Below are 25,817 nucleotides of genomic sequence, written 5' to 3'. Positions count from 1 at the left end.
ATATGACTGACATGCCGGTCTTCGGCGCGGGCATCTGGCACTTCGCCACCTACAAGGACCGTTACGCGACGGACGGGTACGGCGAACCGGTCGGACTGCTCGAACAGATCGACCGCGCCGGAGCGGTCGGCGACCTGTCCGTCGTCGACCTGAACTGGCCGTTCGCCGGGTACGACGGGACGCTGGACGAGGTCAAGGACGCGCTCAAACGGAACAACCTCAAGGCGATCGCGATCACCCCGGAGATCTACACCCGCGACTTCGTCAAGGGATCGCTGACGAACCCGGACCCAGCCGTCCGCAAGCAGGCGCTGGAGCTGTTGCATCAGGCAACCGACCTTGCCAAGGACCTGGGCTGCTCGTACGTGAAGCTGTGGCCGGGGCAGGACGGCTGGGACTACCCGTTCCAGGTGAACTACCACGACATCTGGAACCTGGCGCTGGACGGCCTGAAGGAACTGGTGTCCGCGCACCCGGACATCAACTTCGTGATCGAGTACAAGCCGCGCGAGCCGCGGGTGAAGATCATCTTCCCGAACGTCGCCCGCACGTTGCTCGGGATCGAGAAGATCGGCCTGCCCAACCTGGGCATCCTGCTCGACTTCGGCCACTCGCTGTACGGCCAGGAGACCCCGGCCGACGCGGCGCAGCTGGCCATCGACTACAACCGGCTCTTCGCGATCGACGTCAACGACAACATGAAGGGCTGGGACGACGACATGGTCGTCGGCTCGGTGCACCTGGTGGAGACGTTCGAGTTCTTCCACACGCTGCGGAGGAACAACTGGGAAGGCGTCTGGCAGCTCGACCAGTTCCCGTTCCGCGAGGACAGCGTCCAGGCCGCGAAGCAGGCGATCACGTTCCTCAAGGCGATCCACCACGCGCTCGACGTACTGGACGAGGACGCCCTGGCCGCCGCTCAGGCCTCGCACGACGCGCTCGCCGCGCAGAAGCTGGTCCAGAAGGTGCTGCTGAGTTCGATGGCGGAGCTGGCATGACGCTGACCGTCGAACACACCACCATGCCTGTCCTCGGACGGCTGCCGGTGCACAGCAGCCGTGCCGAGCAGATCGAGCACATCGCCGAGGCCGCCCAGCAGATCCGGATCCAGGACCTCAAGCTGGTCCACCACGCCGGCGCCGGGCACATCGGCGGCGACTTCTCCGCGATCGACATCCTCGCCACGCTGTACGGCGCCGTGCTCGACATCACGCCCGCGACGGTGAACGACCCCGAGCGGGACCGGTTCATCCTGAGCAAGGGGCATGTCGCGGGCGCGCTCTACACCACGCTGGCCGCGTTCGGGTTCCTGCCGGTCGAGGAGCTCGCGACGTTCCTCAAGCCGCTGTCCGCGCTGAACGGGCACCCGAACCGGAACAAGGTCGCCGGCGTCGAGGCCAACACCGGCCCGCTCGGGCACGGGCTGCCGGTCGCGGTCGGTCATGCCCTGTCGGCCAAGCTCGACGTCTCGATGCGCCGTACCTATGTGCTGGTCGGTGACGGCGAGCTGCAGGAAGGCTCGAACTGGGAGGCGATGATGGCGGCCTCGCAGTACCAGCTCGACCGGCTGACCGTGATCGTCGACCGGAACCGGCTGCAGCAGGGCGCGACCACCAAGGAGACCAACGACCTGGACCCGTTGCCGGAGAAGGCGGCCGCGTTCGGGTTCGCGGTGGTCGAGGTGAACGGTCACGATCACGGCGAACTGCTCGACGTGCTGTCCGCCGTACCGTTCCGGCCGGGCAAGCCGACGTTCGTGATCGCCCACACGCACAAGGGGCACCCGATCTCGTTCATGAGCAACAACGTCGCCTGGCACCACCGGGTGCCCGACGCCGCGGAGTACCAGCAAGCCCTGAAGGAGCTGGCATGACAGTGCTCGAGACCCGTTCGATCGCGGACCAGCCGCGGTACGACTGCCGGGACGCGTACGTCGAGACACTCGCCGAGCTGGCCGAGGCCGATCACCGGATCGTTGGTGTTGTCAACGACTCGGTCGGGTCGAGCAAGCTGAACAGCTTCCGGAAGGCGTTCCCGGACCGGCTGATCAACGTCGGGATCGCCGAGCAGGACATGGTCGGCGTCGCGTCCGGGCTGGCCAACGGCGGCCGGATCCCGTTCGTGTCGGCGGCGTCCTGCTTCCTCACCGGCCGCGCGCTCGAGCAGATCAAGGCCGACGTCGCGTACTCGAACACCAACGTGAAGCTCTGCGGGATGAGCCCCGGCGTCGCGTACGGCGAACTCGGGCCGACACACCATTCGATCGAGGACATCGCCTGGCTGCGGGCGATCGCCAACATGACGGTGATCGTGCCCGCCGACCCGATCGAGACCGCGGCCGCGCTGCGCTGGGCTGCCGCCTCGGAAGGACCGGTGTTCATCCGGGTCAGCCGGATGAGCGTGCCGAAGGTGTACGCCGACGACTACTCCTTTGAGCTCGGCAAGGCGATCACGGTGCGCGAAGGCAACGACGTCACCGTGATCAGCAACGGGACCGTGCTGTGGCGGGCGCTGGCCGCCGCCGAACGGCTCGCCGAGGACGGGATCTCGGCTCGGGTGCTGTCGATGCCGACGGTGAAGCCGCTGGACACCGACGCCGTGGTCGCGGCCGCGCGGGAGACGGCCGGCATCGTGACCGCCGAGGAAGCGGTGTCCGGCGGCGGCCTCGGCGGTGCGGTCGCCGAAACCGTCGTACAGCAGCATCCGGCGCGGGTGAAGATCCTCGGGTTCCCCGAGTTCGCCCCCACAGGCTCAGCCGACTACCTCCTCAACCGCTACGCCCTCTCCCCCGAGGGCATCGCCGAAGCCGCCCGCCAACTCCTCCCCTGACTGACGCTTGCGTCCGAAGAAGCGTGGCCTATAGCCCTCACTTCTTCGGACGCAACGGTCAGCTGAGGTGGGTGATGAGGGACTGGATGGAGATGAGGGGGAAGTTGTGGGTGGTGGCGAAGGCGCGGAGGTCGGCCCCGGTCATCAGCGTGCCGTCGTCGTTCATCAGCTCGCCGATGACGCCGACCGGCGGCAGTCCGGCCAGCCGGACGAGTTCGACGGTGGCCTCGGTGTGACCGGGCCGCTGCCGCACTCCGCCGTCGACGGCGCGCAACGGCAGGATGTGACCGGGCCGGATCAGGTCCGCGGGCTGCGCCGAGAGATCGGCCAGCACGCGGACGGTCCGCGCCCGGTCCGCGGCCGAGATGCCGGTCCCGACACCGGTCGCCGCGTCCACAGACACGGTGTACGCCGTCCGCAGGCTGTCCTGGTTGTTCGGGACCATCAACGGCAGCTCGAGCCGGTCCAAGATCTCCGCTGCGGCCGGCGCGCAGACGTACCCGCTGGTGTGCCGGACGAGCAGGGCCATCAGCTCGGGCGTCGCGAGGCTCGCGGCGAAGGTCAGGTCGCCTTCGTTCTCGCGGTCCTCGTCGTCGACGACCACGACCGGCCGTCCGGCGGCGAGCTCGGCGACAGCGTGTTCGATGGTGTCGAGGCTGGTGATGGTGTTCACGGTCGTTGTCCTCTCGGCGGTGCACTCAGAGCACTCCGGGGCAACGACAAGCTCCACGCCCCTGAATTCAGGGACGTGCAGTCGCCACGTGCGTCTTCCCATCCGGACTTTCACCGTCGGTCCCGGAGTTCCACCAGGTCAACCGCTTCTTCTCACGAAGTCACGGGTCGCGGACTGTCACCGCCGGCTCGGAATTTCACCGACCCCAGAGCACGTGTGTTCTCACCAGTAGCTTAACGGCAACCAGCACCCCGGGAGTGTCATGTCCATCTCATCCGTCTGGCGAGAACTCGAACTCCAGGTCACGTCCGACTGGGTCGACTTCGAGCACGAATCCGGCACGGTCCTCCGCCGCCCGACGTTCTCCGACGGCGAGGTGCGGAAGGTGCGGTTTGCCGCGCCGCTGGCGGGTCGGTGGCGGTGGGCCGAGGGGGAGTTCGACGTACAGCCCGCGGCGGCGGACGAGGTCAATCCGTTCTACGCGCGCGGCTTCTGGCGGATGTCCCCCGGCGGCCGAAGCCTCGTGCACGCTGACGGCACCCCCGCGGTGCTGGTGGCCGATACCGCCTGGGCCCTGCCCTGGCGCGCCACCCCCGAGCAAGTACGTGAGTACGCCCTGGACAGACAGTCCAAGGGCTTCAACGCGGTCCTGCTGATGACGGTGCAACCGGACATGCGCGCGGTCGGCCCGCGGGACCGCACGCAGGACGAGGGATTCGGCGTCGGCTTCGAGGACCTCGCCGAGGGCCACCTGAACCAGCTGAACAACGAGTACTTCCAGTACCTCGACGAGCTGCTGGCGATTCTCGTCGAGCACGGGATCGTCCCGGTGCTGCAGCCCGTCTTCCAAGGTTTCGGGTGGAAGGGCCTGGACGTCGCCGGGACCGTGGTTCCGGAGCACGAGTACGCCGCCTACTGCCGCTACCTCGTCGCGCGGTACGGCGCCCGGCCGGCGATCTACCTGGTCGGCGGCGACGGATCCGGTACCGAACCACAGACCGCAGCCGGCGGCGCGGAGGTGCACAGTGCCGACTGCTACGAGCAGCCGACCGGCATCCACTACCGCCCGCACATCCGCGCGAATGCCCATCAGGACGCGGACTGGCTGGACTTCCAGTGGTGCCAGACCGGGCACACCGGCGAGCACGTGCCGGAGCGGGTCGCGGACATGTGGCGCAACCACCCGGTCAAGGCAGTCGCGAACGGCGAACCGACGTACGAGCACACCGGCCGGACCGGGGTGGCCGAGGGCTGGTGGCAGGGCCACGAGGCGTGGAGCAACCTGTGCGCGGGCGGCACGATGGGTGTCGTCTACGGCGCGGGCAGCCTGTGGCAGTGGCGACTGCACGCGGACGAGCCGGGGCACTCCGAGTACTTCCTCGCGCCGGGCGCGGGCTGGCGCGAGGCGGTCGGCTTCGAAGGGTCGACGTACGTCGGGATGCTCGGGAAGATCCTGGACGGGTTGCCGACCACCGACATGGCGCCGGACTGGACCCGGACGATCTCGGGGCGGGCGCTGAGCACGACCGACGGCGGCCTGATCGTGTACCGCGAGAACGGCGGGCCGGTGATGGTGTTCGACGAGACTGTCCCGCTGGCGTACACGATCGTTGACCCGCGGGACGGCTCGGTGGTCGCGACCGGCAAGCGGGACACGCCGGGAAGTCCACTGCCTGACGCCGGTGGCGTACCGCGGGTCTACATCTGCCTATAGTCCAGGTTGATCGTCTCGAAGGGAGCGCCGTGAACAGCAACCGTGGTGTCCGCCAGCCCGGGCTGGACGAGCTGCGGCTGCTCGCGAAGGTGGCGCGGATGTACCACGAGAAGGGCATCCGCCAGCCGCAGATCGCCGCCGAACTGAACCTGTCCCAGGCGCGCGTCTCCCGGATGCTGAAGCAGGCCGTCGAGGTCGGCATCGTGCACACCGTGGTGACCATGCCGAGCGGTGTGCACAGCGACCTCGAGGACGAGCTGCAGGGCCGGTACGGGCTGCGGGACGCGGTCGTCGTCGACACCCTCGGCGTCGGGGACGACGTACTGCCCGCGCTGGGCTCCGGCGCGGCGGCGTACCTCGACATGACCCTCACCGGCGGGCACGTGGTCGGGATCTCGTCCTGGAGCGAGACGCTGATCAGCGCGGTCGACCGGATGCCGCGCAAGAGCGTGCCGGTGGTGGACAAGGTGGTCCAGATCGTCGGCGGTCTGGGCGACGCCGCGGTGCAGATGCAGGCGACCCGGCTGACCGCGCGGTTCGCCGAGCTGACCGGCGGGATGCCGGTCTACCTGCCCGCTCCCGGGCTGGTCGGGACGCCCGCCGTTCGCCGGGCGATGATGAACGATGTGTCGGTTCGGGACGTTCTGGGCACGTGGGGACAACTCACCGACGCCCTGGTCGGGATCGGCAGCCTCGAGCCCTCCCCGCTGCTGCAGCGCAGTGGGAACGCGGTCGCGGAGGCCGACCAGGACGAGCTGCGCCGGCTCGGTGCCGTCGGGGACGTGTGTTTCCGGTTCTTCGACGAAGAGGGAAAGCTCGTGCGCTCGACGTTCGACCAGCGGGTCATCGGGGTGACCGCGAAGGAGTTGCTGGCGGTGCCGCGCCGGATCGGGGTGGCCGGCGGCGACCGCAAGTACTCCGCGATCCGCGCCGCGATGCTCGGCGGCTGGGTCAACATCCTGATCACCGACCTCGCGATGGCACATCGCCTACTCGATGGAGCCTGACGAGCAGCGGGAGGTCTACGCCACCATCGACCTGGCCTTGCGGGTCGGTGAGGTGCTGCTGTCCAGCGGCGCCGGTACGGCGGACGCGACCGCGACGATCCTCGGTGTCACCGCGGCCGGCGGACTGCGCGGCTGCGAGGTCGACATCACGTTCACCTCGATGGCGGTCTCGTACCAGGCCGCGCCGGACGTCGCGCCCGAGACGCACATCCGGCTGGTCCGCTACCGGTCCCAGGACTTCTCCCGGCTGACCGACGTCGACCGGCTGGTACGACGGTTCGCTCGCGGCGACGTGACTCGCGAGGAGGCGTCGCGGGAACTCGCCCGGCTGACGTCGGCCGGTCCGCCGTACCCGCGGTGGAGCGCGGTCCTCGCCTGGGGCGTGATGGCCGGTGGCGCGACGCTGCTGCTCGGCGGCGGCTGGCTGATCACGCTGGTGGCGGTGCTGACCGCGATCGTGATCGACCTGAACAACCGGTGGTTCAACCGGCAGCGGCTGCCCGCGTTCTACCAGCAGGTCGCCGGAGCGTTCGTGGCGACCGCGGTCGCCCTGGTCCTGTACGCCGTGCACGCGCCGGTGAAACCGTCGCTGGTCGTTGCCGCGGGCATCATCATGCTGCTGGCCGGGATCGCTCTCACCGGTGCCGTGCAGGACGCGATCACCGGGTACTACGTGACCGCCGCGGCCCGGAGCCTGGAGGCGATGCTGCTCACCGGCGGGATCATCGCCGGTGTCTCGCTGGGGCTCGGGCTCGGTCTGAGGTTCGGTCTGAAGGTCGGCATCGAACCCCAGACGATCCAGCTGGCGAACCTCCCGATCATGGTGATCTCCGGTGCGGTGATGGCCGTCGCGTTCGCCTACGCGTCGTACGCGCCGCTCCGCGCGTTGCTCCCGGTCGCCGTCATGGGCGCACTGGCCTCGCTCATCTTCACCTTGATGACCAGGGCCTCGTTCGGTCCGGCATGGTCCACGGCTGCCGCTGCCTTCGTCGTCGGTCTCTGCGGCTACTCCAGCGGCCGGCGGACCGGCGTACCGCCGCTCGTCGTGGTCGTCGCCGGTTCGATCCCGCTGCTGCCTGGTCTGACGATCTACAAGGGACTCTACGAACTGACGGCCGGCGGACAGCTGATCGGTATCGTCAGCCTCACGACGGCGGTCGCGATCGGCGTCGCACTTGCCTCGGGCCTCATCCTCGGCGAGTACGTTGCCCAGCCGATCCGCCGCGAGGCCCGCCGTCTCGAGGACCGTCTGGCCGGCCCCCGTCTCGTCGGCCCTCGCCGCCCGGTACGACGCCGGACGACTCGCACCCGTCGCCGGCGCCGCGCCGCCTAGAGCTCTTCCAGTACGACGTCGTCGAGTTGCAGCCACACGTCCTGACCATGACCGAAGAATCCGCCGTACAGCTGGATCAACGACTCCCGGCCGGAGTCGAAGTCGACACTGACCTTCGTGTACTGCGGGTGCGCGCCGCCGGTGTGTTGCGCGATCGTGCGCCCGCGCAACGTGCGGACACCGAGCATCGTCTCGGAGTTGTACTCCGCCGTCCGGATCCAGGCGGACAGCCGGTACCGGTGGTGGGGGCGTACGGCGACGGTCTGCTGGAGCTGGTGGGTGCCGATCGAGTCCCGGACGAACGCGTTGTTGGTGCCGGTGTGGCCGAGATTCGTGCGGTCGATGCCCCCGGTGCCGCTCAGTTGCCAGGGTGCGGACGGCGTACCGCTGGTTTGGCTCTCGAAGCCGGGATCCGTGACCAGGTTGGTGGTCTGGCCGTCACCGGTGAGCTTGGTGCGCATCAGGAAGACGTTGTACGGATCCCACTGCGACATCGTGAAGTACAGATCCTGGCCGGACGACCAGGGATGCATGAACGATCCGTACAGGCCCGGGTATTCACTGCCTTTGACCACGACCTGTTCACCGCTCCACGGGCCGGTGAGGTCCTTCGCGGAACGCAGCACGATCGAGGCGCGGCGTTCGTCGAGGTACATCATCAACCACTTGCCGGTGTACGCGTTCCATTGCACCGACACCTCGCTGATCGGACCGGCCGCGATCGGTACGGCGGCCGACTCCTGGGGTGACCAGATCCGGCCGTCCCAGTACCGCCAGGCCTTCTTCTGCAGTACCTGCTTCTCGGGGACCCTGGCCAGGTGCGCGTTGCCGAACCGGCCGTTCGGCGTACCGATCATGTAGACGTAGCCCTTGTCCTTGACCAGGGCAACCATCTGGAAGTTGTCGTCCCAGGCCTTCGAGTTCTGCCAGCGGGCGTTCGGATCCTTGGTCCAGTTCTCGCCGTTGTCGTCGGAGTACGCGAAGCCGGAGTAGTTCGTGTACCAACTGCCGGCCGGACCCCAGTAGTTGACCGACATGTACTGCACGTACTGGCGTTTGCCGACCGAGATGCCCGCGGTCGGGATCACGGTGTGCTCGTCGCGGTCGATCTTCTTGCAGGGCAGGAACTCCTTGGCGTGACCGGGCCGGTCCTCGGCGGCCGAGTCGAGCGACATCCCGTCGGCCAGGTCGCGATCCTTACTGCGGAACAGCAGGTTGCACCGCCAGTCGATCGTCGCCTGATCGCCGGCGCCGCCGCCCGGTCCGGTCCAGCCGCTGCCGTAGCTGTCGCCGAACGCGGTCAGGATCTCGCCGGATCCGTTGTCCCAGAGGATGCCGAGGTCGGTCGCCTTCAGGGCGAAACGCGCCTCGGTGTCGTTGATCGACTCCGGGCCGGTGAGTTTGGCGATCCGCTCGACGGGCGACGGGACGGCGGTCGCTCGGGCGGATGGGGACTGGTCGGCAGGCACGATGGCCGCTCCGATCAGGGCAGGCAGGACGAGCAACCATCGTTTCCGCATCAGGGGCTCCTCGGGCGGTTGCAGAGAGCTGGGGTGAGAAATCGATTGCCGAACGACCGTAACCGCGGGCTGTCGGGACGGTCAACGGGTGGCGTGTGGTTTACTGCCGAGTGGTGCGATTCCACGGTGTGACGGTTGGACGTTGAGCCAGGCCCGTCGGCTCTGCCGCAAGGCAGAGTGACCCGGTGCGACCGGGGCCACGCGGTGATACCCCGCTTCAGCTCGGACCGAGTGTCCCTGGCCATCAGCTAGTGGTGGAGAGCGAAGCATGTTCACAGGACGTATCGAGCACGTAGGCACCGTCGCGGAAGTCCCCGGCGAGCTGCTGCGGGTGACCTCGGACGTGGCGGTCGCACCGGGCGGCGCCGTCTGTCTCGACGGGATCAGGTTCACCGCGGAAACGGGTCCGCCCGGTGAGATCCGCGTGGTGGTGACCGACGAGACCAGGCGCCGTACGACGCTGGACCGGGTCGCCGTCGGTACGACGCTGCACGTCGAACTGCCGGTGGCGATCGGCGACCGGATCGACGGGCATCTGGTCCAGGGGCACGTCGAGGGAGTCGGCAAGGTGCTGCGGGTCGACGTGGAAGCGGCCGGGCACCGGGTCTGGATCAAGCCGCCGGAGCGGTTGCTGGCGCGGTTGGTGGCAAAGACATCGGTCGCGATCGACGGCGTGAGCATCACGGTCGCGGAGGTCCTCAAGGACCGGTTCTCCGTCGTGCTCGTGCCGAACACGCTGGTGAAGACGAAGCTGGGCGCGTTGGTGGCCGGGGATCGGGTCAACCTCGAGAGCGATCTGCTGGTGCGGATGGCGCGCGACGGGAACGGGCCCGAGCTGATGCGCGCGGTGGCGCGGCTGCCGTGGGCGGGGCAGCTCAGCGGCGAGATCGGCGTACAGAAGGTGGTTGCGCAGATCGCCGCGGGCGGCGGGGTCGTCGTCTGGGATCCAACCGCGGAGGGCGAAGGCGACGTGGTCTTCGCCGGCGAACGCTTCCGCCCGGAGGCCATGCGCTTCCTGCTGACCCAGGCCTGCGGCCACACCACGGTCCCGTGCGACGCCGACGTACTGCGCCGGCTGAAGATCGATCCGATCCCCGGCGCGGGCGACCGACAGGGTACGGCGATGCACGTGCCGATCGATCTCGCGTCGGCACCTGGGACCGGTGTGTCGGCGGCGGAGCGAGCAGCGACAGTACGACGGCTCGCGGCGCCGGACGCGGTACCTGAGGACTTCCTCCGGCCGGGGCACGTGTTCCCGCTCGCGGCGCGTCCGGGGCTACTGGCCGAGCGTCAAGGCCACACCGAGGCGACCGTTGCCCTGTGCAAGACGGCCGGCCTCGCCCCGGTCGGCGTCTGCTGCGAGGTGATGCGCGCTGACGGCGTGATGGCCGGCGCCGCGGACCTCGAACAGTTCGCCCTCCGCTGGGAGCTTCCGATGATCGATATCCACGATCTGGAGCGCTGGCTGTGAACGCGCTCTACGACGACCCGGCGTTCCTCGACGGGTACCGGCGCCTGCGCCAGTCGGGGCAGGCGCTCAACGAGCCGCTGGAGATCCCCGCGATGGACGCGGCGCTCCCACCGGTCGCCGGAGCGCGGGTGGTGGATCTCGGTTGTGGTGAAGGCGGTCTGGCGGTTCGGTTGGCCGAGGCCGGCGCGGCTGAGGTGTTGGCGGTCGACGTCTCGGAACAGATGCTCGCAGCGGCGCGGCCGCACGCCGCGGTCCGCTACGAGTGCGCCGACCTCGCGGATTTCGACGTACCAGCTGGTTCTGTGGATCTGGTGGTGAGCAGCATGGCGCTGCACTACGTCGGGGACTTCGATGACCTGGTGGCGCGGGTCGCGCGGTGGCTCGTGCCTGGCGGCTGGTTGGTGTTCACGATGGAGCATCCGGTGATGACGGCTCCGGTGGTTGCTGCGGACTGTGTGGTGGACGACTACGCCGATGAGGGGCGTCGCGAGCGGACCTGGTTCGTGGATGGCGTGATCAAGTACCACCGGACGATCGGCACCGTCTTCGGGACGCTGCACCGCCACGGACTGCAGGTGGAGCGGCTCGACGAGCCCATGCCGAACCCCGAACAGGTCGTGGCACAGCCGTCACTCGCCGTGCATCGCCGCCGCCCACCGATCCTCCTGATCGCTGCACGCGTGCGTTAGAGTTACCGGCGGGGAACATCGGCGAGGAGGATCGACGTGGCACTGGGTAGGACGTCCCCACGGGACCTGCCGCTGTTCGCGGATCTGTCCGGACGCGACATCCGGGACATCTTCCGGGCCGGCGAGGAGGTCTCGGTACCGGCCGGCTGGTCGCTGATCCTGGAGCAGACGCCCCCGGACGCGGCGTACCTGATCCTCAGCGGTACGGCGGCGGTGCGCGAGAAGGGCCAGGAGATCGCCGAGCTCGGCCCGGGCGATATCGCTGGCGAGGTCGCGGTCCGGAAGAACACGTTGCGAACGGCAACCGTCACGGCGAAGTCGCGGCTGCAGCTGCTGCACTTCACCCGGGAGAAGTTCGACGACCTCACCCGTAGGCTCCCCGCGTTCCGCAACGCCATCGACGCCACCATCGCCGAGCGCCGCGGTGGTTCCTGAACCTCAGGTCGACCTCGCCGGACTGCAGCGCGAGTTCGAGAGGACGTTGCTGGGCGGTGAGCGGAAGTTCACCCGGATCCAGGTGTCCGAGCGGGCTGGGATCTCGATCCAGCGTGCCGAGCGGATGTGGCACGCGCTCGGGTTCGCGACCGTGCCGGACGACGAGGTGGCGTTCACCGACGACGATGTCGAGGCGTTGCGGCTGGTCGCGGCCCTCGAGGACGACGGGTTCATCGAGGCCGAGATGGAGTCGTCGCTGGCCCGGAAGCTCGGCCAGACCCAGTCCCGGCTGGCGTCGTGGCAGTCGGCGATGTTCCTCGACTTCCTCGCCGGGTCCAAGCTGTCCGCGGACGAGTCGATCGAGGTCGCGGGATTGTTGCTGCCGGCCATGGAGCGGCTGCAGACCTACGTCTGGCGCCGGCACCTGGCCGCGGCGGCCGGGCGGGCGGTGGCGGGATCCAACGAGCTGGCGCGCGGGGTGCGGGCAGTCGGGTTTGCGGACATCGTCAGCTACACGCGCCTGACCCGGCGGCTGACCGAGGCCGAGCTCGGCGAGCTGATCGAGAAGTTCGAGGGCATGGCCGCCGACGTGGTCGCGCTGAACGGCGGCCGGGTGATCAAGTCGATGGGCGACGAGGTGCTGTTCGTGACCGACACCGCCGCACAGGGTGCCGCCGTCGCGCTCGCGCTGCAGGACGCGGTGACCGCCGACGAGAACCTCCCGGAACTGCGGATCGGGCTCGCGTACGGCACGATCCTGATCCGGCTCGGCGACGTGTACGGCGAAGTGGTCAACCTGGCCGCCCGTCTCACCACCGAATGCAAACCCGGGCGGGTCCTCGCCGACCGCGAACTCGCCGCAGCCCTCGACGGCCACTCGTCGTACGCCGTCCACCGCCTCCGCCGCGTCGCCGTCCGCGGCTACCGCCACCTCGTCCCGTACGCGATCCAACGTGCATGAGCTTCTGACACCCGCGGCGCTGGCAACGGCAGCCGCGGACGATCCGATGATCATCTGGGCCGCGCAGGGTTTCGGCCCCGGCGTCCGCGCGTGGTGCGACGGGGATGCGGTGGCCGTCGCCTCGCCCGACCTGTCCAGGCGTGATCGGCTCGCGGTCGCCGGGCCGGCGGATGCGGTCGGACGGCTCGCGGCGAAGGTGCTGGCCGAGGTCGGCCCCAGCTTCCGCCCGTTCGGCGAAGAGCAGCTGATCCGCGATCTCCTGGATCACGTACCAGGTCTCCAGTTCGGCGCGGCCTTCGGCTGGATGGACACCCGGACCTGCACCACTCAGCAATCCCAGGCGTCGCCCTCGCCGCACGCTCAGCCCGAGCCGCAGCGGCCGCACAGCGGAGGGTTGATGAGTGCTGGAGGTCCGGCCTGGCTGGACAGCGACGACGGTGTCGAAGAGTTACTGACCGCGGCGTCGCCCTCGTCGTACGCGTGGCCCGGGCGTTCCGGCGTACGGCGGTGGGCTGCGGTGACGGGTGAGCGTGGTGAGCTGCTGAGTATCGCCGCGGATGCGTGGAGCGCGCCCGAGGTCGGGTTCCTCGCCGGGGTCGCGACGCATCCTGTTGCCCGGGGCAAGGGATTGTCGCGGCAGGTGTGCGGGTTCGTGACGGCCGAACTGGTGCAGGGCCACGGGTGCGCCGGACTGATGGTGGACGGCGACAACGCGGCCGCGATCAAGGTGTACGAACGCCTGGGCTACGAGTATCGCCGGGTCGCCGCCGCGTCCGTCCGCTCCTAGCGACCCGCCGCGGCGTTTGCGACGATGTTCCGCTCGGCGAAGGTCGCCGGGCGGATCCACAGCACGCCTGGCTCCTCGGACATCAGCATTCCGGGCAGGATCATCCGCAGCAGATCGATCGGCGGCGTCTGCGGCTGCGCCTCCCGAGCGGCGCCGTACTGCTCGAACACCCGCGCCAGGTCGACTGCCACACGGTTGGGCTGTTCGTTCGGGTCCGCCTGGACGAACGTCTCGACCAGACTGTCGCCGTTCCACGATCCGCCGGTGACCCGCCGGTCGGAGTGCTGAATCAGCACGTCCATCACCAGATCGGCGAAGGCGGCCGTGTCCATCCCGTCCGCACCTTCCTCGGGGAACCAGTCGTCCCGCAGGTGCAGTACGCCGGGCTGCTCCTTGTCGGCGCACTCGTCGAGCAGCTTCCCGACCGAGCTCATCGGGTACGACACCGCATCCGGGCCGAGGGCAACGAACCGGTCTGCCAGCAGGTACAGCGAGATGACAGTGTGCGGCGCGAACAGCATGACCTCGGCGTGCTCGCTGTGGACGGAGATCGGACCGTCCTTGCTTTTGTTGTACGACCGCAGGCCCTCCATCAGGGCCTTCTCCTGCTCCACGGTGAGCTGCGCCTCCCACTCCCACTTGCGCTCCACCGCGTATTCCTCGGCGCCGGCCAGGTCATCAGGGCTGCGCGAAGCCCACCACAGCACGACAGCGACAACAGCTATGGCGGCGGCGGCGATGACACCGAGAATCCACACGGGCGGGTACCTCACAGAGCAGGGCGGGCAACGAAGGCAGTCACCCTAGTCCGCGCGGCGGGTCACCTGGTCGGCTGCACGGTGAGCGTCACACCCGCCGTACCCGACGGCTTGACGCTGGTCGGTGTGCTGCTCGCGGTCGGCGCGGCGGATGGTGTGGGGGACGCGGTGCGGGTGGCGGGAGCAGGCGGCGGGACGAAGGGGGCCTTTGTGGACTCCTTGCAGTTGTCCGGTCCGGTGTCGCCGTTCTCGTCGGGGACGACCACGGCCTGCGGGAACAGGTTGCTGGTGGTGTCCCGCGACTGCTGCCCGTAGCTGGTCGCGCAGTCCTGCAGTTCCATGCTGATCGGGTTGCCGTCCTGGTCGTACAGCCGGACCGCGACCTGCTTGCCCTGGGCATCGAACGGGTAGATGTTCGACACCGTGGTGCCGTCCACCACCACGCCCTTGGTCGGCGGTTCATAGCCCCGGGCGCTGCCGCGGTAGTCGTTGTAGTTGTTCAGGAACCCGAACGACGCACCGACGTACGCCGCGGCCAGGAACGACGGGATCGCGACCGCCGCGACGACGTTGAGCGGTACGACGTACCACAGCCACCGCCGGTCCTGCTGGGTCCGGCGGCCGATCCAGATCGAGACCGCCGCGCCGGCGACGGCTCCGACCACGGTCACCGAGGCCGCGCCGAACAGCGCGAAGAACCCGCCCGCGCCGATCATGCCTCGCGCGACCCACCAGACCGGCTGGCCGATCGTCACCAGTTCGTGCCGGACGTTCGGCGGGATCTGGTCGATCCAGCCGCGAACCGCCGTCGCCCACTGGGCGCCCCGCGGCGTGTCCAGGACGATCCGCGGGTCGTTGCCGCGCAACGCCCGGACGCCGAGGAACGCCGCGACGAACAGCACGCCGAGCCCGAGCAGCCCGAAGAACGCCGTCTCGTCGTGCGACCACGCGAAGATGCTGACGGCAACGAAGAACGGGCCGACCGTGCCGGCGATCAGGCCCCAGCGCAGCGCCTTCCAGCCGGACGTGAGGTAGTCCTGGCTGACCGGCTCGGTGCGTGCCGGATAGCCCGCCGCGGTCCGCAGCTCGTCGGCGTACTGCCGCGGCGTCCCCAGGCGCACCTGCAGGTCGCTCAAGGTCGGCTCGGCGTCGAACTCGCCTGCTACCTCGGTCAGGTGGTCGGTGACGTCCTGGAGCACGTCCTCCAGTTCACCCGGCGGCAGGTCGCTGAGCTCGGCGCGCACCTGCGTCAGGTAGATCGCGACCGCTCCGGTCAGGGTGCTGTTCACGCGGCCTCCTCCTCCAGCAGCACCGACATCGTGTCGGCGAAGTGATTCCAGGTCTTGGTCGATCGGGCCAGCAGCTCATGGCCGGTCTTGTTCAGCCCGTAGTACTTGCGGTGCGGGCCTTCCTCGCTCGGCTGCACGTACGACGTCAGCGCGCCGGCCTGGAACAGCCGGCGGAGTGTCCCGTACACGGAGGCGTCCGCCACGTCTTCGAGTCCCGCGGCGCGCAGCCGGCGGAGTACGTCGTACCCGTAGCCGTCGGCGTCCCGCAGCACGGCCAGCACCGCGAGATCCAGCACGCCCTTGAGTAGCTGGCTCGTATCCATCGCGACCTCCTCCAGTGTTCTGCCGAGGAGACTACTACACATTGCGGAGTACTCCGTAAACCAGTCCGAGCGTTCCGCAATTTCGATCAAGTCCGCGGCGGGTGAGTGGGGGCACAGTGGTGGGCATGGCGGATGTGTTCGAAGAGTTCGTGGCGGTGGTCGCGGCCGGTCTGCGCGGCCCCGACGGCCCGGTGGACGGTGCCGGGCTGGCGGGGCGGGTGCACCTGTCGCGGTTCCACTTCGACCGGGTGATCGGGGCGGTGGCCGGCGAGTCGCCGTTCGCGTTCCGCCGGCGGGTGCTGCTGGAGCGGGCGGCGTACCGGTTGCTGGCCGAGCCGGTCGGCGTACTGGAGGTTGCGGTCGAGGCCGGGTACGGGTCACACGAAGCGTTCACACGGGCGTTCGCCAGGGCTTATGGGATGTCGCCGCGCGTGTGGCGGCGGGAAGCGTCGCGGGTGTTCTTCCTCGCGGCGCCGAGTGGAGTGCATTTCCAGCCGCCGGCCGGACTTCGGCTGCCGGCACGTCGAAAGGTGAGAGGCATGGACGTACTTGTCAGGATGGTCGAGCACCACGTGTGGCTGACCGGCGAGATGATCGAACGCGGCGCCCGCCTGGACGCCGCCACGTTGGACCGGCCGATCGAACTGTCCGTCGAAGGGATTGACGACGACATCTCGATCCGCTACCTCCTGGACCGCCTGGTCTGGCAGGAGGAGATGTGGCTGGCCTCCGTCGAGGACCGCCCCTTCCAGGTCCCCGAGTGCGGCCGCCAGGTCGTCACCCCGATCCCCGAGCTCCGCACCCGCCACGCCGACGCCGGCGCCCGCTTCGTGGCCCTCGTCAACCAACTCAACGAAGACGGCCGCTTCGACGAGTCCTTCGTAGACACCACCTGCGAACCACCCCGAGTCTTCACCTACGGCGGAATGGTCGCCCACGTCCTAACCTTCGCCGCCCACCGCAGATCCCTCCTGGTCGGAGCCTTCCACACCGCCGGCATAACCGACCTAGCCTTCGGCGACCCCATGCACTTCGTAGCCGAAGGCAACTAACCCGCCGAGTCGTGAGGATTGGCTGTTTTTGTCAGCCGATTTCCACGACTCGGCGATGGGGGATCGAACCAATCGCCACGACTCGGCAGGGGCCGGGTTAAGCGGCGAGGCGGGGGTGGCGGGCGTGGAGGTCCTGGGAGATGCGGGCGACGACGGTGTGCGGGATGTGGAGGAGGTCGTACGCCGTGAAGACGCGAACCAGCCAGCCTTCGCGTTCGAGGTTCTCGCGGCGGCGGATGTCCTGGCGCCATTGCCGGACGTCGACGATGTGGTGCCGACCGTCGTACTCAACAGCCAGCTTGATTTCGGGATAGCTGAGGTCCGGCTTCGCCAGCCAGCCGCCCGCAGCGTCGCTGATCACGTGGCCGATCCGAGGTTCGGGGAGGCCGCCGAGAACGATGAGCAGGCGAAGCAGGGATTCCATCGGGGAGTCGACGTCTGCTCGCACGAGAGCTGCCGCTTCGCGGGCGAGCCGGACGCCGCGGACGCCGGTTACCGCGGCCAGCGTGTCGACCAGGTGGTAAGGCTCGACGTCGGTACGGCGTACCAGGGAATCTCCTGCTGCGACGAGGCTGGTGAGATCGCGGTACGGCGCGAGGTCGAGGAAGGTTCGCTCGGGTGGAGTCAGCGGCAGCCCGTCCCGCAGCGTGCGGTCGAGGTGCCGTACTTCGTGGACGCGCAAACCGCTGACCCGTGGACGGGTGAGCTGTGGATCGCGCTGGACAGTCACGTGTACGACGTCGTCGGGGCGGTCGTTGGCGGTCCACAGGCTCAAGGCGGTGTCGTGGCTCGCCACCGCACCTGGCGTCAACAGCAGCGCGGCCTCGGCCTGCAACCTGGGAGTGACGGCGACCGTCCCGTCGACGTACACGGAGCCAAGGACCCGCCGGTACCGCGTGCCGCGCAGTACGCCCCGCGAGATTCCTAGCGCGGGGGCATCCGCCGCCGTGAACAACATCCCGTCATTGTCCCGATTTCTGCCAACCCATGCCGTCCGTTGTCCACAGGGCCGCCGAGTCGTGGCGATTGGCTCGGGACCCGTTCATCGAGTCGTGGATCGGGGCTGGTTTTCCCAGCCGATTCTCACGACTCGGCGGGTGGGGGGTCAGTTCTTGGGGTCGTGGAGGTTGGGGCGTTGGGTGGGGGTTTTGATTTGGACGTCGAGGGTGGGGATTTGGGTGGGGGCGGCCAGTTTGCCGGAGGAGATGGGGATGTTGAGTTTGCTGCCGGCGAGGTCGATGTCGATGGTGGCGCCGGTGGTGTTGGGGCTGGTCCATTCGGTGTCGGAGAGGGTGATGGCCAGTCCGACGATGCGGCCCTTGGGGATGATCTGGTCCTGGGCGCGGAGGGGGACGTTGACGGTGGTCCACTGGCCGGGCTTGAGCGGGGCCGGCTTCGTGAGGGACTTGCTGTGGGCGGCGTCGATCCAGCCGCGGCTGACGATGCCGTGATCGCTCTGGGTGGTGACCTTGTCGACGGTGTAGTAGCAGCTGTCGTCGTAGTCGGTGCTCGAGCCTTCACAGGTGCTGTCGTCGGTACGGCGGACGCCGGTGTACCGGCCCGCGTCGCCGTACTCGATGAGGCGCGCGGTCACCGGTGTCGTCGACGAGTCGGACTTCAGCCGGAGCGTGACCGACGGCGTACCGCTGATCCGCAGCGGTGCGGTCAGCGGTGCGGACAGGAACATCTGCCGTCCCGCGATCACCTCCGACGGGTCCGCGACGATGTCGTCCTCGGTCAGCTCGGGATCGTCCGTGACCATCAGCGAACCCTTGCCCGCGGCACCTAGTTTGCCGACCGACAGCGGCACCGACACCGGGCGGTTCACGGCCGGCCAGGTCTTGTAGTCGCGCCACACGTCGGGGCTCGTCTCGACCGAGACCATCGGCTCCTTCATCACGCCGTTCTGCAGGCCCTGCAGCCAGTAGTCGAACCACTTGTGCAGTTCGTCCACCCACTCGTCGCGCCGGAACTCGAACGGATCCACGTGGTCCTCGAGCCCCAGCCACAGCTTGCGCGGCACGTTGTTCCGCGACAGCGCCGACCACCACTGGGAGAAGTGGTTGGTCTGCACGTTGTAGTCGCTGAGCCCGTGCGTCATGAAGACCGAGGCCTTCACCTTCGACACGTTCTTCGTGTAGTCGCGCTCGGCCCAGAACGACGTGTAGTTGCCGGTGTCGTCATCGTCGTTGTCGCCGAGCTGGCCGCGGACCTCGTCGCAGGCGGCGCTGTCGTGACCGACGTACCCGCCCAGCCAGGGCATGTAGTCGTCCGAGTACGGTACGCCGCCGGACCGGGTGTAGTCGTACCACGACGAGATCGCCGAGATCGGCACGATCGTCTTCAGGCCCTTCACCCCGGTCGCCGCGACGCCGTTCGCGAGGGTTCCGTCGTACGACTTGCCGATCATGCCGACCGCGCCGGTCGTCCAGGACGCCTTCACGACTTGACCGTCGGCGGTGTGCGCGGTGTTGCGCCCGTTCAGCCAGTCGATCACGTCGACGACCGACTGGATCTCGTCGCGGCCGCCGACGTCACCGCAGCCGGTGGAGCGGCCGGTGCCGACGATGTCCACGCCGACCATCGCGTAGCCGCGCGGGACGAAGTAGTTGTCGTAGAACAACGGCATCTTCCGGATCACGCCGTCGCCGTCGTACGTCTTCTTCTCGCTCTCGTTGCCGCGTCCGCAGCAGGAGTAGTACGGCGAGGCGTCCATGATGACCGGGATCTTCGTACCGGTGAGAACCGTCTCGCTCGGCCGGACGATGTCGACCGCGATCACGTCGTCCTGGCCGTCGGAGTCGGTGTCCATCGTGGTGTCGACGTACACCGACTCACGGATCGCGTTCGCGTAGTCGTAGACCGGCTGCGTGCTCTTGGTGCGCGTGTCGACGTGCTGCGGCACACTGGGAGCAGCCGGGGCCGGCGTACCGGGTCCGTCCGGGATCGGCGAGGCCATGGCCGGACCGGTGAGGGTCGTCAGGCTGAGCACGACGGACGAGACCAGGATCGTCACCCTGGCGTGGACGGTCCTCATGGCTGGGAAGGCTAGTCACTCCCGCGCCGCAACGCCAGGTTCTGACCGGATTGGCAGCGACCTGCCCGATACTCAGCGTGAGAACGGGGGATTCGGTAGGGTGACCGCCACCGCCCCCGGGGGGACGCACGAAAGGGTAGGCCAGTGAATCTGCGAGCACCGGTGACATTGCTGGACGTGGCGCAGCGCGCGGGCGTGTCGGTCGCGACCGCCTCCCGTGTGCTGAACGGCGGGGACCGCGTGCCCCGTCCCGAGCTGCAGGAACGGGTCAAGGCCGCCGCCGACGAGCTCGGCTACACGCCGAACGCGCAGGCGCAGGCGCTGGCCAAGTCGTCGACGAACGTGGTCGGCATCCTGGTCCACGACATCGAGGACCCGTACTTCGCCGCGATCGCGAACGGCGTGATGCGGGCCGCGGACGAGCGCAACCTGCTGGTGATGATGGCCAGCACGTTCCGTGACTCCGACCGCGAGATCGCCTACCTGTCGTCGTTGCGCGCGCAACGAGCCCGGGCCGCGGTGATGATCGGCAGCCGGCGGACCGACAGCGAGAGCCTGGCGCGGACGGCGACCGAGGTGGAGACCTTCCTCAACTCCGGCGCGGGCCTCGCGCTGGTCAGTCAGTCCGGGATGCCGGCGCACACCGTTGAACCGGACAACCGTTCGGGGTCGGCAGATCTGGCCCGCGAGTTGGTCGGGCTCGGCTGGCGCAAGTTCGCCGTACTCGGTGGGCCGGAAACCCTTGCGACGGCACGCGATCGGCGCGACGGCTTCGTTGCCGGACTGGCCGAGGCCGGGCTGCAACCGGTGGCGGTCGAGGCCGGTGACTTCACCCGCGACGGTGGGTACGCCGCCGCGGAGCAACTGCTCGATCGCCAGGCCGACGTGGACTGCGTGTTCGCGGTGAACGACGTGATGGCGGTCGGCGCGATGTCGGCGTTGCGGGCGCGCGGTGTCGACGTACCGGGCCGGCTCGGTGTCGCCGGGTTCGACGACATCGCGACGCTGCGGGACGTGTGGCCGGGACTGACGACCGTACGGCTGCCGCTGGAGCAGATGGGCCGCCGCGCGCTGGAGCTCGCGATCGAGGGCGGCGACGCGACGACCGAGACGTTCAAGGCTGAAGTAGTACTGCGGGAGAGCACCGCCCGCGGCTGAAATATGCTCGGCGGGTGACCGTCTCCGAGATCTTCGACCCGTCGGCCTGGAAGCAAGTGGACGGCTTCGAGCTGTCCGACATCACGTACCACCGCGCGGTCGACGCCGGTGTGGTGCGGATCGCGTTCAACCGGCCCGAGGTGCGCAACGCGTTCCGGCCGCAGACCGTCGACGAGCTGTACCGCGTGCTGGACCACGCCCGGATGTCCACGGACGTCGGCTGCGTCCTGCTCACCGGCAACGGTCCCTCGCCCAAGGACGGCGGCTGGGCGTTCTGCTCGGGCGGTGACCAGCGGATCCGCGGCAAGGACGGGTACAAGTACGCGGAGGGTACGACGGCCGATTCGATCGACCCGGCACGTGCGGGCCGGCTGCACATCCTCGAAGTACAGCGGCTGATCCGCTTCATGTCGAAGGTCGTGATCTGTGTCGTCCCCGGCTGGGCAGCGGGTGGCGGTCACAGTCTGCACGTGGTGGCGGACCTCACGCTGGCGTCCGAGGAGCACGCGCGGTTCAAGCAGACCGACGCGGACGTGGCGTCGTTCGACGGCGGGTTCGGGTCGGCGTACCTGGCCCGGCAGGTCGGGCAGAAGTTCGCCCGCGAGATCTTCTTCCTCGGTGACGAGTACTCCGCCGAGGACGCGTACCGGATGGGCATGGTCAACAAGGTCGTTCCGCACGCCGAGCTCGAAGCGGTGGCGCTGGAGTGGGGCCGGAGGATCTGCGCGAAGTCGCCGACCGCGCAGCGGATGCTGAAGTACGCGTTCAACCTGATCGACGACGGTCTCGTCGGGCAGCAGCTGTTCGCCGGCGAGGCGACGCGGCTCGCCTACGGCACCGACGAGGCCGCCGAGGGCCGCGACTCGTTCCTGGAGAAGCGGTCGCCGGACTGGTCGCCGTACCCGTACGCGTTCTAACACTATCTGGTGGTTATTTAGCAGAAAAATATGCGCGAACTGGTGACAGTTCGCGGTAAACGGCTTACGGTCGGGCGCTATGAAGAATCTCTCCCGCCGTGGGTTGTTCGCTGGTGCCGCCGCTGTGGTTGTCGGTGGAGCCCTGCCGGCCGCCGCCAGTCCGTTGACGCTGACTCCCACCCGGCGTTTCGTGCTCGACGGGCCGGGCGGCGAGGTGTTCCGCGGCAAGCCGCTGGCGGACGTGACGGTCATGCAGTCGATCGCCTTCGACAGCGCGAACCAGCGGCTCTTCGCGGGGCAGCTGCGGGCCGGATCGCCTTCCACCAGTGGTGATCTCACGCTGACCCAACTCACGCTCGCCGGCGACGTCGTCGGGCACATGTACCTGAGCGGGTTCGGCCACGCGGTCTCGATCGGCGCGGAGACCGTCGGGCGTACGACGTACCTCTGGACCGAGACCGACGTCGACACGGCGAACGCGCGCGGCCGGCAGATCGCCCGCTTCCGTTGGCAGGACGGCGCGACGCTGACGAAGGATTCGCCGGGGCTGCGCAGCTGGAAACCGGTCGCGGACGGCGCCGTGTTCACGCCGTCCGTGGATCAGCGGCACGGCCGGATCGGGATCCGGCACACGCTGGCGGACGGGTTCCACATCAACGTGTACTCGCTGGCCGCGGCGCGCGCCGGGGACTTCTCGCGGGTGCTCGCGTCGTTCAAACAACCCGCGATGACCGCGGGTATCGACTTCCAGGGCTGGGCGCTGTACGGCTCGTACGTCTACCTGTGGGAAGGCGAGGCGTACGCCGGTACGCCCGATCCCACGGTGGCGACGTCGAGGCTCTGGACGTACGACATCGTCAAAGGCGAGGTCGTCGAGTCCGTGAAGATCGTGGACGGCGCCGACCTGGTCTACCGCGAAGCCGAGGGGGTCGGGGTGTACGTCGATCACCGCGGCTGCCCGCAACTCTGCTTCGGCTTCGCCTCCGGCGTGACGGGCGACCGTCGCGCGAACCTGTTCTATCGCAACAGATTGGTCTAGCTCATGGACAATTTGTCCCGTCGTGGATTACTGATGGGCGCCGGCGCAGTGGTTGCCGCCGGCACCTTCGGCGTACCCGCGGCCACCGCCCGGACCCTGTCCCTCCCAGCCTCCAAGCGCTTCGTCATGGGCGGAGCCGGTGGCGAGATCTTCCGCAGCAAGCCGCTGCAGGATGTGACCGTCATGCAGTCGTTCGCGTTCGACACCCCGAACAACCGGCTCTTCACCGGCCAGGTGCGTGCCGGTTCGTCGGCCAACAGCGGCAACCTGACGCTGACCCAACTGAGCATCGACACGGGCGCCAACCTCGGGCACATGTACCTGACCGGGTTCGGTCATGCGGTGTCCATCGGCGCCGAGGCCGTCGGAAGTACGACGTACATCTGGACCGAGACCGACGTGGACACGGCCAACGGGCGCGGGCGGCAGATCACCCGGTTCCCGTGGCAGAACGGTACGACGCTGACGTCCGCGTCGGTCACCAAGTGGAAGCCGGTTGCGAACGGCACCGTGTTCACGCCTGCGGTCGACCAGCGGTACGGCCGGCTCGGGGTACGGTACGCGCTGTCGGACGGGATGCACATCAACGTGTACTCGCTGGCTGCCGCACGGGCCGGGGACTTCTCGACCGTGCTCGCGTCGTTCAAGCAGCCTGCGCTGACGTCCGGAGTCGCCTTCCAGGGATGGGCGCTGTACGGCTCATACGTCTACCTGTGGGAAGGCAACGCGTATCCGGGCAGCCCGAACCAGGACGACGCGACGTCGAAGCTGTGGTGCTACGACATCAACGCCGGTCAGCTCGTCGACTCGTTCCGCACGCTGGCGGGGTGGAGTCTGACCTATCGCGAAGCCGAAGGCATGGCCGTGTACGGCTCCACCGACGCGACGGCTCGTCTGTACTTCGGTTTCGCCTCCGGCGTCGCCGGTGACCGCCGCGCCAACCTCTTCTACCGCAACGAGCTCGTCTGACATCTTGCACTGCCTGCCGGGTGTCCCCACCATGGTGCACAACGGGGCGAGGGGGGACATGATGGCTCGATCACGATGGCTGATTGCGTTGGTCGCCGTACTGATCAGCGTGGCGACTGTGACGCCGGCGTCCGCGTCGGCCGAGAGTTCGGGTGGGCAGCGGTACCACCTCGCACTGGGCGACTCGCTGGCGTACGGATTCCAGCGCTTCAAGGTCGGCCAGCCGCCCAGTGCGTTCCGGACCGGGTACGCCGACCTGCTCGCCGCTCGGATCGAGCACGGCGGCCGGCTGCCCGAACTGGTCAACTACGGCTGCCCCGGCGAGACGACCGAAACGTTCGTCACGGGTCAGTGCCCGTGGAACGCGGCCGGATTCCCACTGCACAATGCATTTACCGGCCCGCAGGTCGACGCGGCGGCCCAGTTCCTCCGGGCGCACCGCGGCCGTGTTGACCTGATCACGATCTCGCTGTGGGGCAACGACGCCAACGCCTTCGTTGCCTCCTGCAACGGAAACGTCCAGTGCATCATCGAGGGCGCACCGGCCGCGATCGCCCGCGTGGCCGGCAACCTGCGCACCAGCTTGCAAACCCTCCGAGCGACCGCCCCGGACGCCGACCTGGTGGTCATCGGCGCGTACGACGCCAACCTGGGCGCGTTCGCCCTGACGGGCCCCATCTTCCAAGCCCTCAACCAATCCATGACCGCCGCCGCAACCTCAGCCCGAGCAACCTACATAAACCCAATGCCAACCTTCGACGCCAACAACGGCACAGCCCTCTGCACCTACACCCTCCTGTGCCGCGACGCCGACGCCCACCCTTCCGACGCGGGTTACGCCGCCCTGGCCGACCTCACTGAAGCCGCTCTCAGCTGATGAGGCCAACGATCGTTGTGCCTGGGGTGAAGTTTCCACGGCGTACCAGGTCGAAGAGCGCGTACATCATCTTCGCCTCGTAGACCCAGTCCAGCAGCAGACCATGCCTGGCCTCGAAGTCGTCGATGAAGGCGTCCAGCTCGGCCGTGCGTTTCGCATAGCCGCCGAAGTGGAAGTCGCACTCGAGTCGCCAGGTGCCCGACCGTGCACCGAAGGCGGACGTCTGGAGGTCGACGATCTCCTGCTCGAGGTACGCCGCGCCCTTCAGGACTGGGATGCCGACAGCTGACTGGTGCGGGTTCAGTCCCGCAGCGACCCCGGCCAGTGTTCCGCCCGTACCGACGGAACAGAAGAGCACGTCGAACGGGTCCGTCAGCTCGGACGGGAGTTCCGCGCAGCCGAGTACGGCGGCTTTGTTGGTGCCGCCTTCAGGCAGTAGATAGAAGTCACCGAACTCGCGGCGCAGATCGTCGATGACAGCGTCCGATGTCTTGCGCGATAGGTCGTCCGGTCGAGGTAGGTCAGGTGCATCCCGCGGCGGACGGCGTACTCGAGCGACGGATTCAGCGGCAGGTGCTCCTCGCCGCGGATCACACCGATCGTGGTGAAGCCCCCGTAGTACCCAACCGCTGCTGTTGCTCGGATGTGGTTCGAGTAGGCGCCACCGAACGTCAGCAGCGTGTCGAAGCCGAGCTCGCGTGCCGCGGCCACGTTGTACTTGAGCTTCCGCCACTTGTTACCCGGAACCTCCGGATGAATCAGATCATCCCGCTTCAGCAGCAGGCGCACGCCCGCAGCCTCCAGCCGACCGTCCCGAACCTCCGACACCGGCGACAGGAGGTCGGTCCGCTGGCGGGTTGTTTCACCGCTGACCTGCTGCAGAGCCTGTTGCGGAATGGGGTGTGCCGCTGGGGGTTGGGGTGTGGGTGGTGGTTGAGGATTGGGTGGTGGCGAACTCGTATCGGCCGGTGGATCGTGG

General features: G+C 68.5%; 26 protein-coding genes and 1 riboswitch. Of the genes, 17 read left to right on the top strand and 9 right to left on the bottom strand.

The window, feature by feature from the left end:
• Positions 1 to 2 precede the first annotated feature (2 nt).
• From E0H92_RS00125 to E0H92_RS00115, 3 genes are read left to right on the top strand one after another with little or no spacing between them, the layout of a single operon-like run.
• Positions 3 to 998 carry a sugar phosphate isomerase/epimerase family protein gene (locus E0H92_RS00125; protein ID WP_131468819.1) on the top strand — a complete coding sequence of 332 codons (996 nt, stop codon included), beginning with the start codon at positions 3 to 5 and terminating at the stop codon, positions 996 to 998.
• On the top strand, positions 995 to 1,873 hold the full coding sequence (locus E0H92_RS00120; RefSeq protein WP_131468821.1) for a transketolase: 879 nt from the start codon (positions 995 to 997) through the stop codon (positions 1,871 to 1,873). The genes E0H92_RS00125 and E0H92_RS00120 overlap by 4 nt, the downstream gene beginning before the upstream one ends.
• A complete protein-coding gene (locus tag E0H92_RS00115) occupies positions 1,870 to 2,829 on the top strand; it encodes a transketolase family protein (protein WP_131468823.1) in 960 nt (319 codons plus the stop codon). Before E0H92_RS00120 ends, E0H92_RS00115 begins: the two co-directional genes overlap by 4 nt.
• A gap of 58 nt (positions 2,830 to 2,887) precedes the next feature.
• Here the strand turns inward: E0H92_RS00115 and ribB are convergent, their stop codons facing one another.
• Entirely contained in the window at positions 2,888 to 3,502 is a 615-nt protein-coding gene (gene ribB / locus E0H92_RS00110) for a 3,4-dihydroxy-2-butanone-4-phosphate synthase (protein ID WP_275670078.1), read from the bottom strand.
• Between the two features lie 84 nt (positions 3,503 to 3,586).
• Positions 3,587 to 3,720: riboswitch (FMN riboswitch) on the bottom strand.
• A gap of 44 nt (positions 3,721 to 3,764) precedes the next feature.
• On the opposite strand from ribB, the gene E0H92_RS00105 reads away from it, so the two are divergent.
• Genes E0H92_RS00105 through E0H92_RS00095 form a run of 3 tightly spaced genes read left to right on the top strand, consistent with a single transcriptional unit; the run spans position 3,765 to position 7,556 of the window.
• On the top strand, positions 3,765 to 5,216 hold the full coding sequence (locus E0H92_RS00105; protein WP_131494962.1) for an apiosidase-like domain-containing protein: 1,452 nt from the start codon (positions 3,765 to 3,767) through the stop codon (positions 5,214 to 5,216).
• A gap of 29 nt (positions 5,217 to 5,245) precedes the next feature.
• A complete protein-coding gene (locus E0H92_RS00100; protein WP_202873471.1) occupies positions 5,246 to 6,223 on the top strand; it encodes a sugar-binding transcriptional regulator in 978 nt (325 codons plus the stop codon).
• Positions 6,213 to 7,556 carry a threonine/serine exporter family protein gene (locus E0H92_RS00095; RefSeq protein ID WP_131494961.1) on the top strand — a complete coding sequence of 448 codons (1,344 nt, stop codon included), beginning with the start codon at positions 6,213 to 6,215 and terminating at the stop codon, positions 7,554 to 7,556. The genes E0H92_RS00100 and E0H92_RS00095 overlap by 11 nt, the downstream gene beginning before the upstream one ends.
• Here E0H92_RS00095 and E0H92_RS00090 read toward each other — a convergent pair.
• On the bottom strand, positions 7,553 to 9,076 hold the full coding sequence (locus E0H92_RS00090; protein WP_131494960.1) for a DUF4185 domain-containing protein: 1,524 nt from the start codon (positions 9,074 to 9,076) through the stop codon (positions 7,553 to 7,555). The genes E0H92_RS00095 and E0H92_RS00090 overlap by 4 nt on opposite strands.
• A 268-nt stretch (positions 9,077 to 9,344) precedes the next feature.
• Between E0H92_RS00090 and E0H92_RS00085 the strand changes: the two genes are divergently transcribed.
• Genes E0H92_RS00085 through E0H92_RS00065 form a run of 5 tightly spaced genes read left to right on the top strand, consistent with a single transcriptional unit; the run spans position 9,345 to position 13,419 of the window.
• On the top strand, positions 9,345 to 10,547 hold the full coding sequence (locus E0H92_RS00085; protein WP_131494959.1) for a 3,4-dihydroxy-2-butanone-4-phosphate synthase: 1,203 nt from the start codon (positions 9,345 to 9,347) through the stop codon (positions 10,545 to 10,547).
• Positions 10,544 to 11,236: a class I SAM-dependent methyltransferase gene (locus tag E0H92_RS00080; RefSeq protein ID WP_131468833.1), complete on the top strand. Its 693-nt coding sequence runs from the start codon at positions 10,544 to 10,546 to the stop codon at positions 11,234 to 11,236. Before E0H92_RS00085 ends, E0H92_RS00080 begins: the two co-directional genes overlap by 4 nt.
• A gap of 36 nt (positions 11,237 to 11,272) precedes the next feature.
• On the top strand, positions 11,273 to 11,671 hold the full coding sequence (locus E0H92_RS00075; protein ID WP_131295186.1) for a cyclic nucleotide-binding domain-containing protein: 399 nt from the start codon (positions 11,273 to 11,275) through the stop codon (positions 11,669 to 11,671).
• Complete coding sequence (locus E0H92_RS00070; RefSeq protein WP_131494958.1) at positions 11,661 to 12,632, top strand: adenylate/guanylate cyclase domain-containing protein; 972 nt, start codon at positions 11,661 to 11,663, stop codon at positions 12,630 to 12,632. The genes E0H92_RS00075 and E0H92_RS00070 overlap by 11 nt, the downstream gene beginning before the upstream one ends.
• A complete protein-coding gene (locus E0H92_RS00065) occupies positions 12,625 to 13,419 on the top strand; it encodes a GNAT family N-acetyltransferase (RefSeq protein ID WP_238173249.1) in 795 nt (264 codons plus the stop codon). Before E0H92_RS00070 ends, E0H92_RS00065 begins: the two co-directional genes overlap by 8 nt.
• Here E0H92_RS00065 and E0H92_RS00060 read toward each other — a convergent pair.
• From E0H92_RS00060 to E0H92_RS00050, 3 genes are all read right to left on the bottom strand, one after another.
• Positions 13,416 to 14,177, bottom strand: coding sequence for a hypothetical protein (locus E0H92_RS00060; protein WP_131494957.1), 762 nt, complete (start codon positions 14,175 to 14,177; stop codon positions 13,416 to 13,418). The two genes, E0H92_RS00065 and E0H92_RS00060, sit on opposite strands and share 4 nt — an antisense overlap.
• A gap of 62 nt (positions 14,178 to 14,239) precedes the next feature.
• A complete protein-coding gene (locus E0H92_RS00055) occupies positions 14,240 to 15,466 on the bottom strand; it encodes an HAAS signaling domain-containing protein (protein WP_131494956.1) in 1,227 nt (408 codons plus the stop codon).
• Complete coding sequence (locus E0H92_RS00050; RefSeq protein WP_131295191.1) at positions 15,463 to 15,789, bottom strand: PadR family transcriptional regulator; 327 nt, start codon at positions 15,787 to 15,789, stop codon at positions 15,463 to 15,465. The genes E0H92_RS00055 and E0H92_RS00050 overlap by 4 nt, the downstream gene beginning before the upstream one ends.
• Positions 15,790 to 15,914: 125 nt before the next feature.
• On the opposite strand from E0H92_RS00050, the gene E0H92_RS00045 reads away from it, so the two are divergent.
• Positions 15,915 to 16,841: a helix-turn-helix domain-containing protein gene (locus E0H92_RS00045; protein ID WP_131494955.1), complete on the top strand. Its 927-nt coding sequence runs from the start codon at positions 15,915 to 15,917 to the stop codon at positions 16,839 to 16,841.
• A gap of 97 nt (positions 16,842 to 16,938) precedes the next feature.
• Here E0H92_RS00045 and E0H92_RS00040 read toward each other — a convergent pair whose 3' ends face one another.
• Positions 16,939 to 17,799 (bottom strand): hypothetical protein, encoded by an 861-nt coding sequence (locus E0H92_RS00040; RefSeq protein WP_131494954.1) that lies wholly within the window; start codon positions 17,797 to 17,799, stop codon positions 16,939 to 16,941.
• Positions 17,800 to 17,946: 147 nt separating this feature from the next.
• Complete coding sequence (locus E0H92_RS00035; protein WP_131494953.1) at positions 17,947 to 19,878, bottom strand: Xaa-Pro dipeptidyl-peptidase; 1,932 nt, start codon at positions 19,876 to 19,878, stop codon at positions 17,947 to 17,949.
• A 144-nt stretch (positions 19,879 to 20,022) separates the two neighbouring features.
• Between E0H92_RS00035 and E0H92_RS00030 the strand changes: the two genes are divergently transcribed.
• The 5 genes from E0H92_RS00030 (at position 20,023) to E0H92_RS00010 (ending at position 24,838) form a co-directional block, all read left to right on the top strand.
• Positions 20,023 to 21,036, top strand: coding sequence for a LacI family DNA-binding transcriptional regulator (locus E0H92_RS00030; protein WP_131494952.1), 1,014 nt, complete (start codon positions 20,023 to 20,025; stop codon positions 21,034 to 21,036).
• A gap of 14 nt (positions 21,037 to 21,050) precedes the next feature.
• Positions 21,051 to 21,953, top strand: a complete 903-nt coding sequence (locus E0H92_RS00025; protein ID WP_131494951.1) for a 1,4-dihydroxy-2-naphthoyl-CoA synthase — start codon at positions 21,051 to 21,053, stop codon at positions 21,951 to 21,953.
• 79 nt (positions 21,954 to 22,032) lie between these two features.
• Entirely contained in the window at positions 22,033 to 22,992 is a 960-nt protein-coding gene (locus E0H92_RS00020; RefSeq protein WP_131494950.1) for a phage baseplate protein, read from the top strand.
• Between the two features lie 33 nt (positions 22,993 to 23,025).
• Entirely contained in the window at positions 23,026 to 23,961 is a 936-nt protein-coding gene (locus E0H92_RS00015; protein ID WP_202873470.1) for a phage baseplate protein, read from the top strand.
• Between the two features lie 61 nt (positions 23,962 to 24,022).
• A complete protein-coding gene (locus E0H92_RS00010; RefSeq protein WP_165549651.1) occupies positions 24,023 to 24,838 on the top strand; it encodes an SGNH/GDSL hydrolase family protein in 816 nt (271 codons plus the stop codon).
• Here the strand turns inward: E0H92_RS00010 and E0H92_RS44880 are convergent.
• Positions 24,831 to 25,274 carry a hypothetical protein gene (locus tag E0H92_RS44880; protein ID WP_238173398.1) on the bottom strand — a complete coding sequence of 148 codons (444 nt, stop codon included), beginning with the start codon at positions 25,272 to 25,274 and terminating at the stop codon, positions 24,831 to 24,833. The two genes, E0H92_RS00010 and E0H92_RS44880, sit on opposite strands and share 8 nt — an antisense overlap.
• Positions 25,211 to 25,627, bottom strand: coding sequence for a hypothetical protein (locus E0H92_RS44875; RefSeq protein ID WP_238173418.1), 417 nt, complete (start codon positions 25,625 to 25,627; stop codon positions 25,211 to 25,213). Before E0H92_RS44875 ends, E0H92_RS44880 begins: the two co-directional genes overlap by 64 nt.
• Positions 25,628 to 25,817 lie beyond the last annotated feature (190 nt).

The sequence above is a fragment of the Kribbella speibonae genome, assembly GCF_004331375.1.
Lineage (GTDB): Bacteria > Actinomycetota > Actinomycetes > Propionibacteriales > Kribbellaceae > Kribbella > Kribbella sindirgiensis.
The sequence above is the reverse complement of the archived record's forward strand: the minus strand, read 5'-3'. Positions and strand labels throughout refer to the sequence as shown.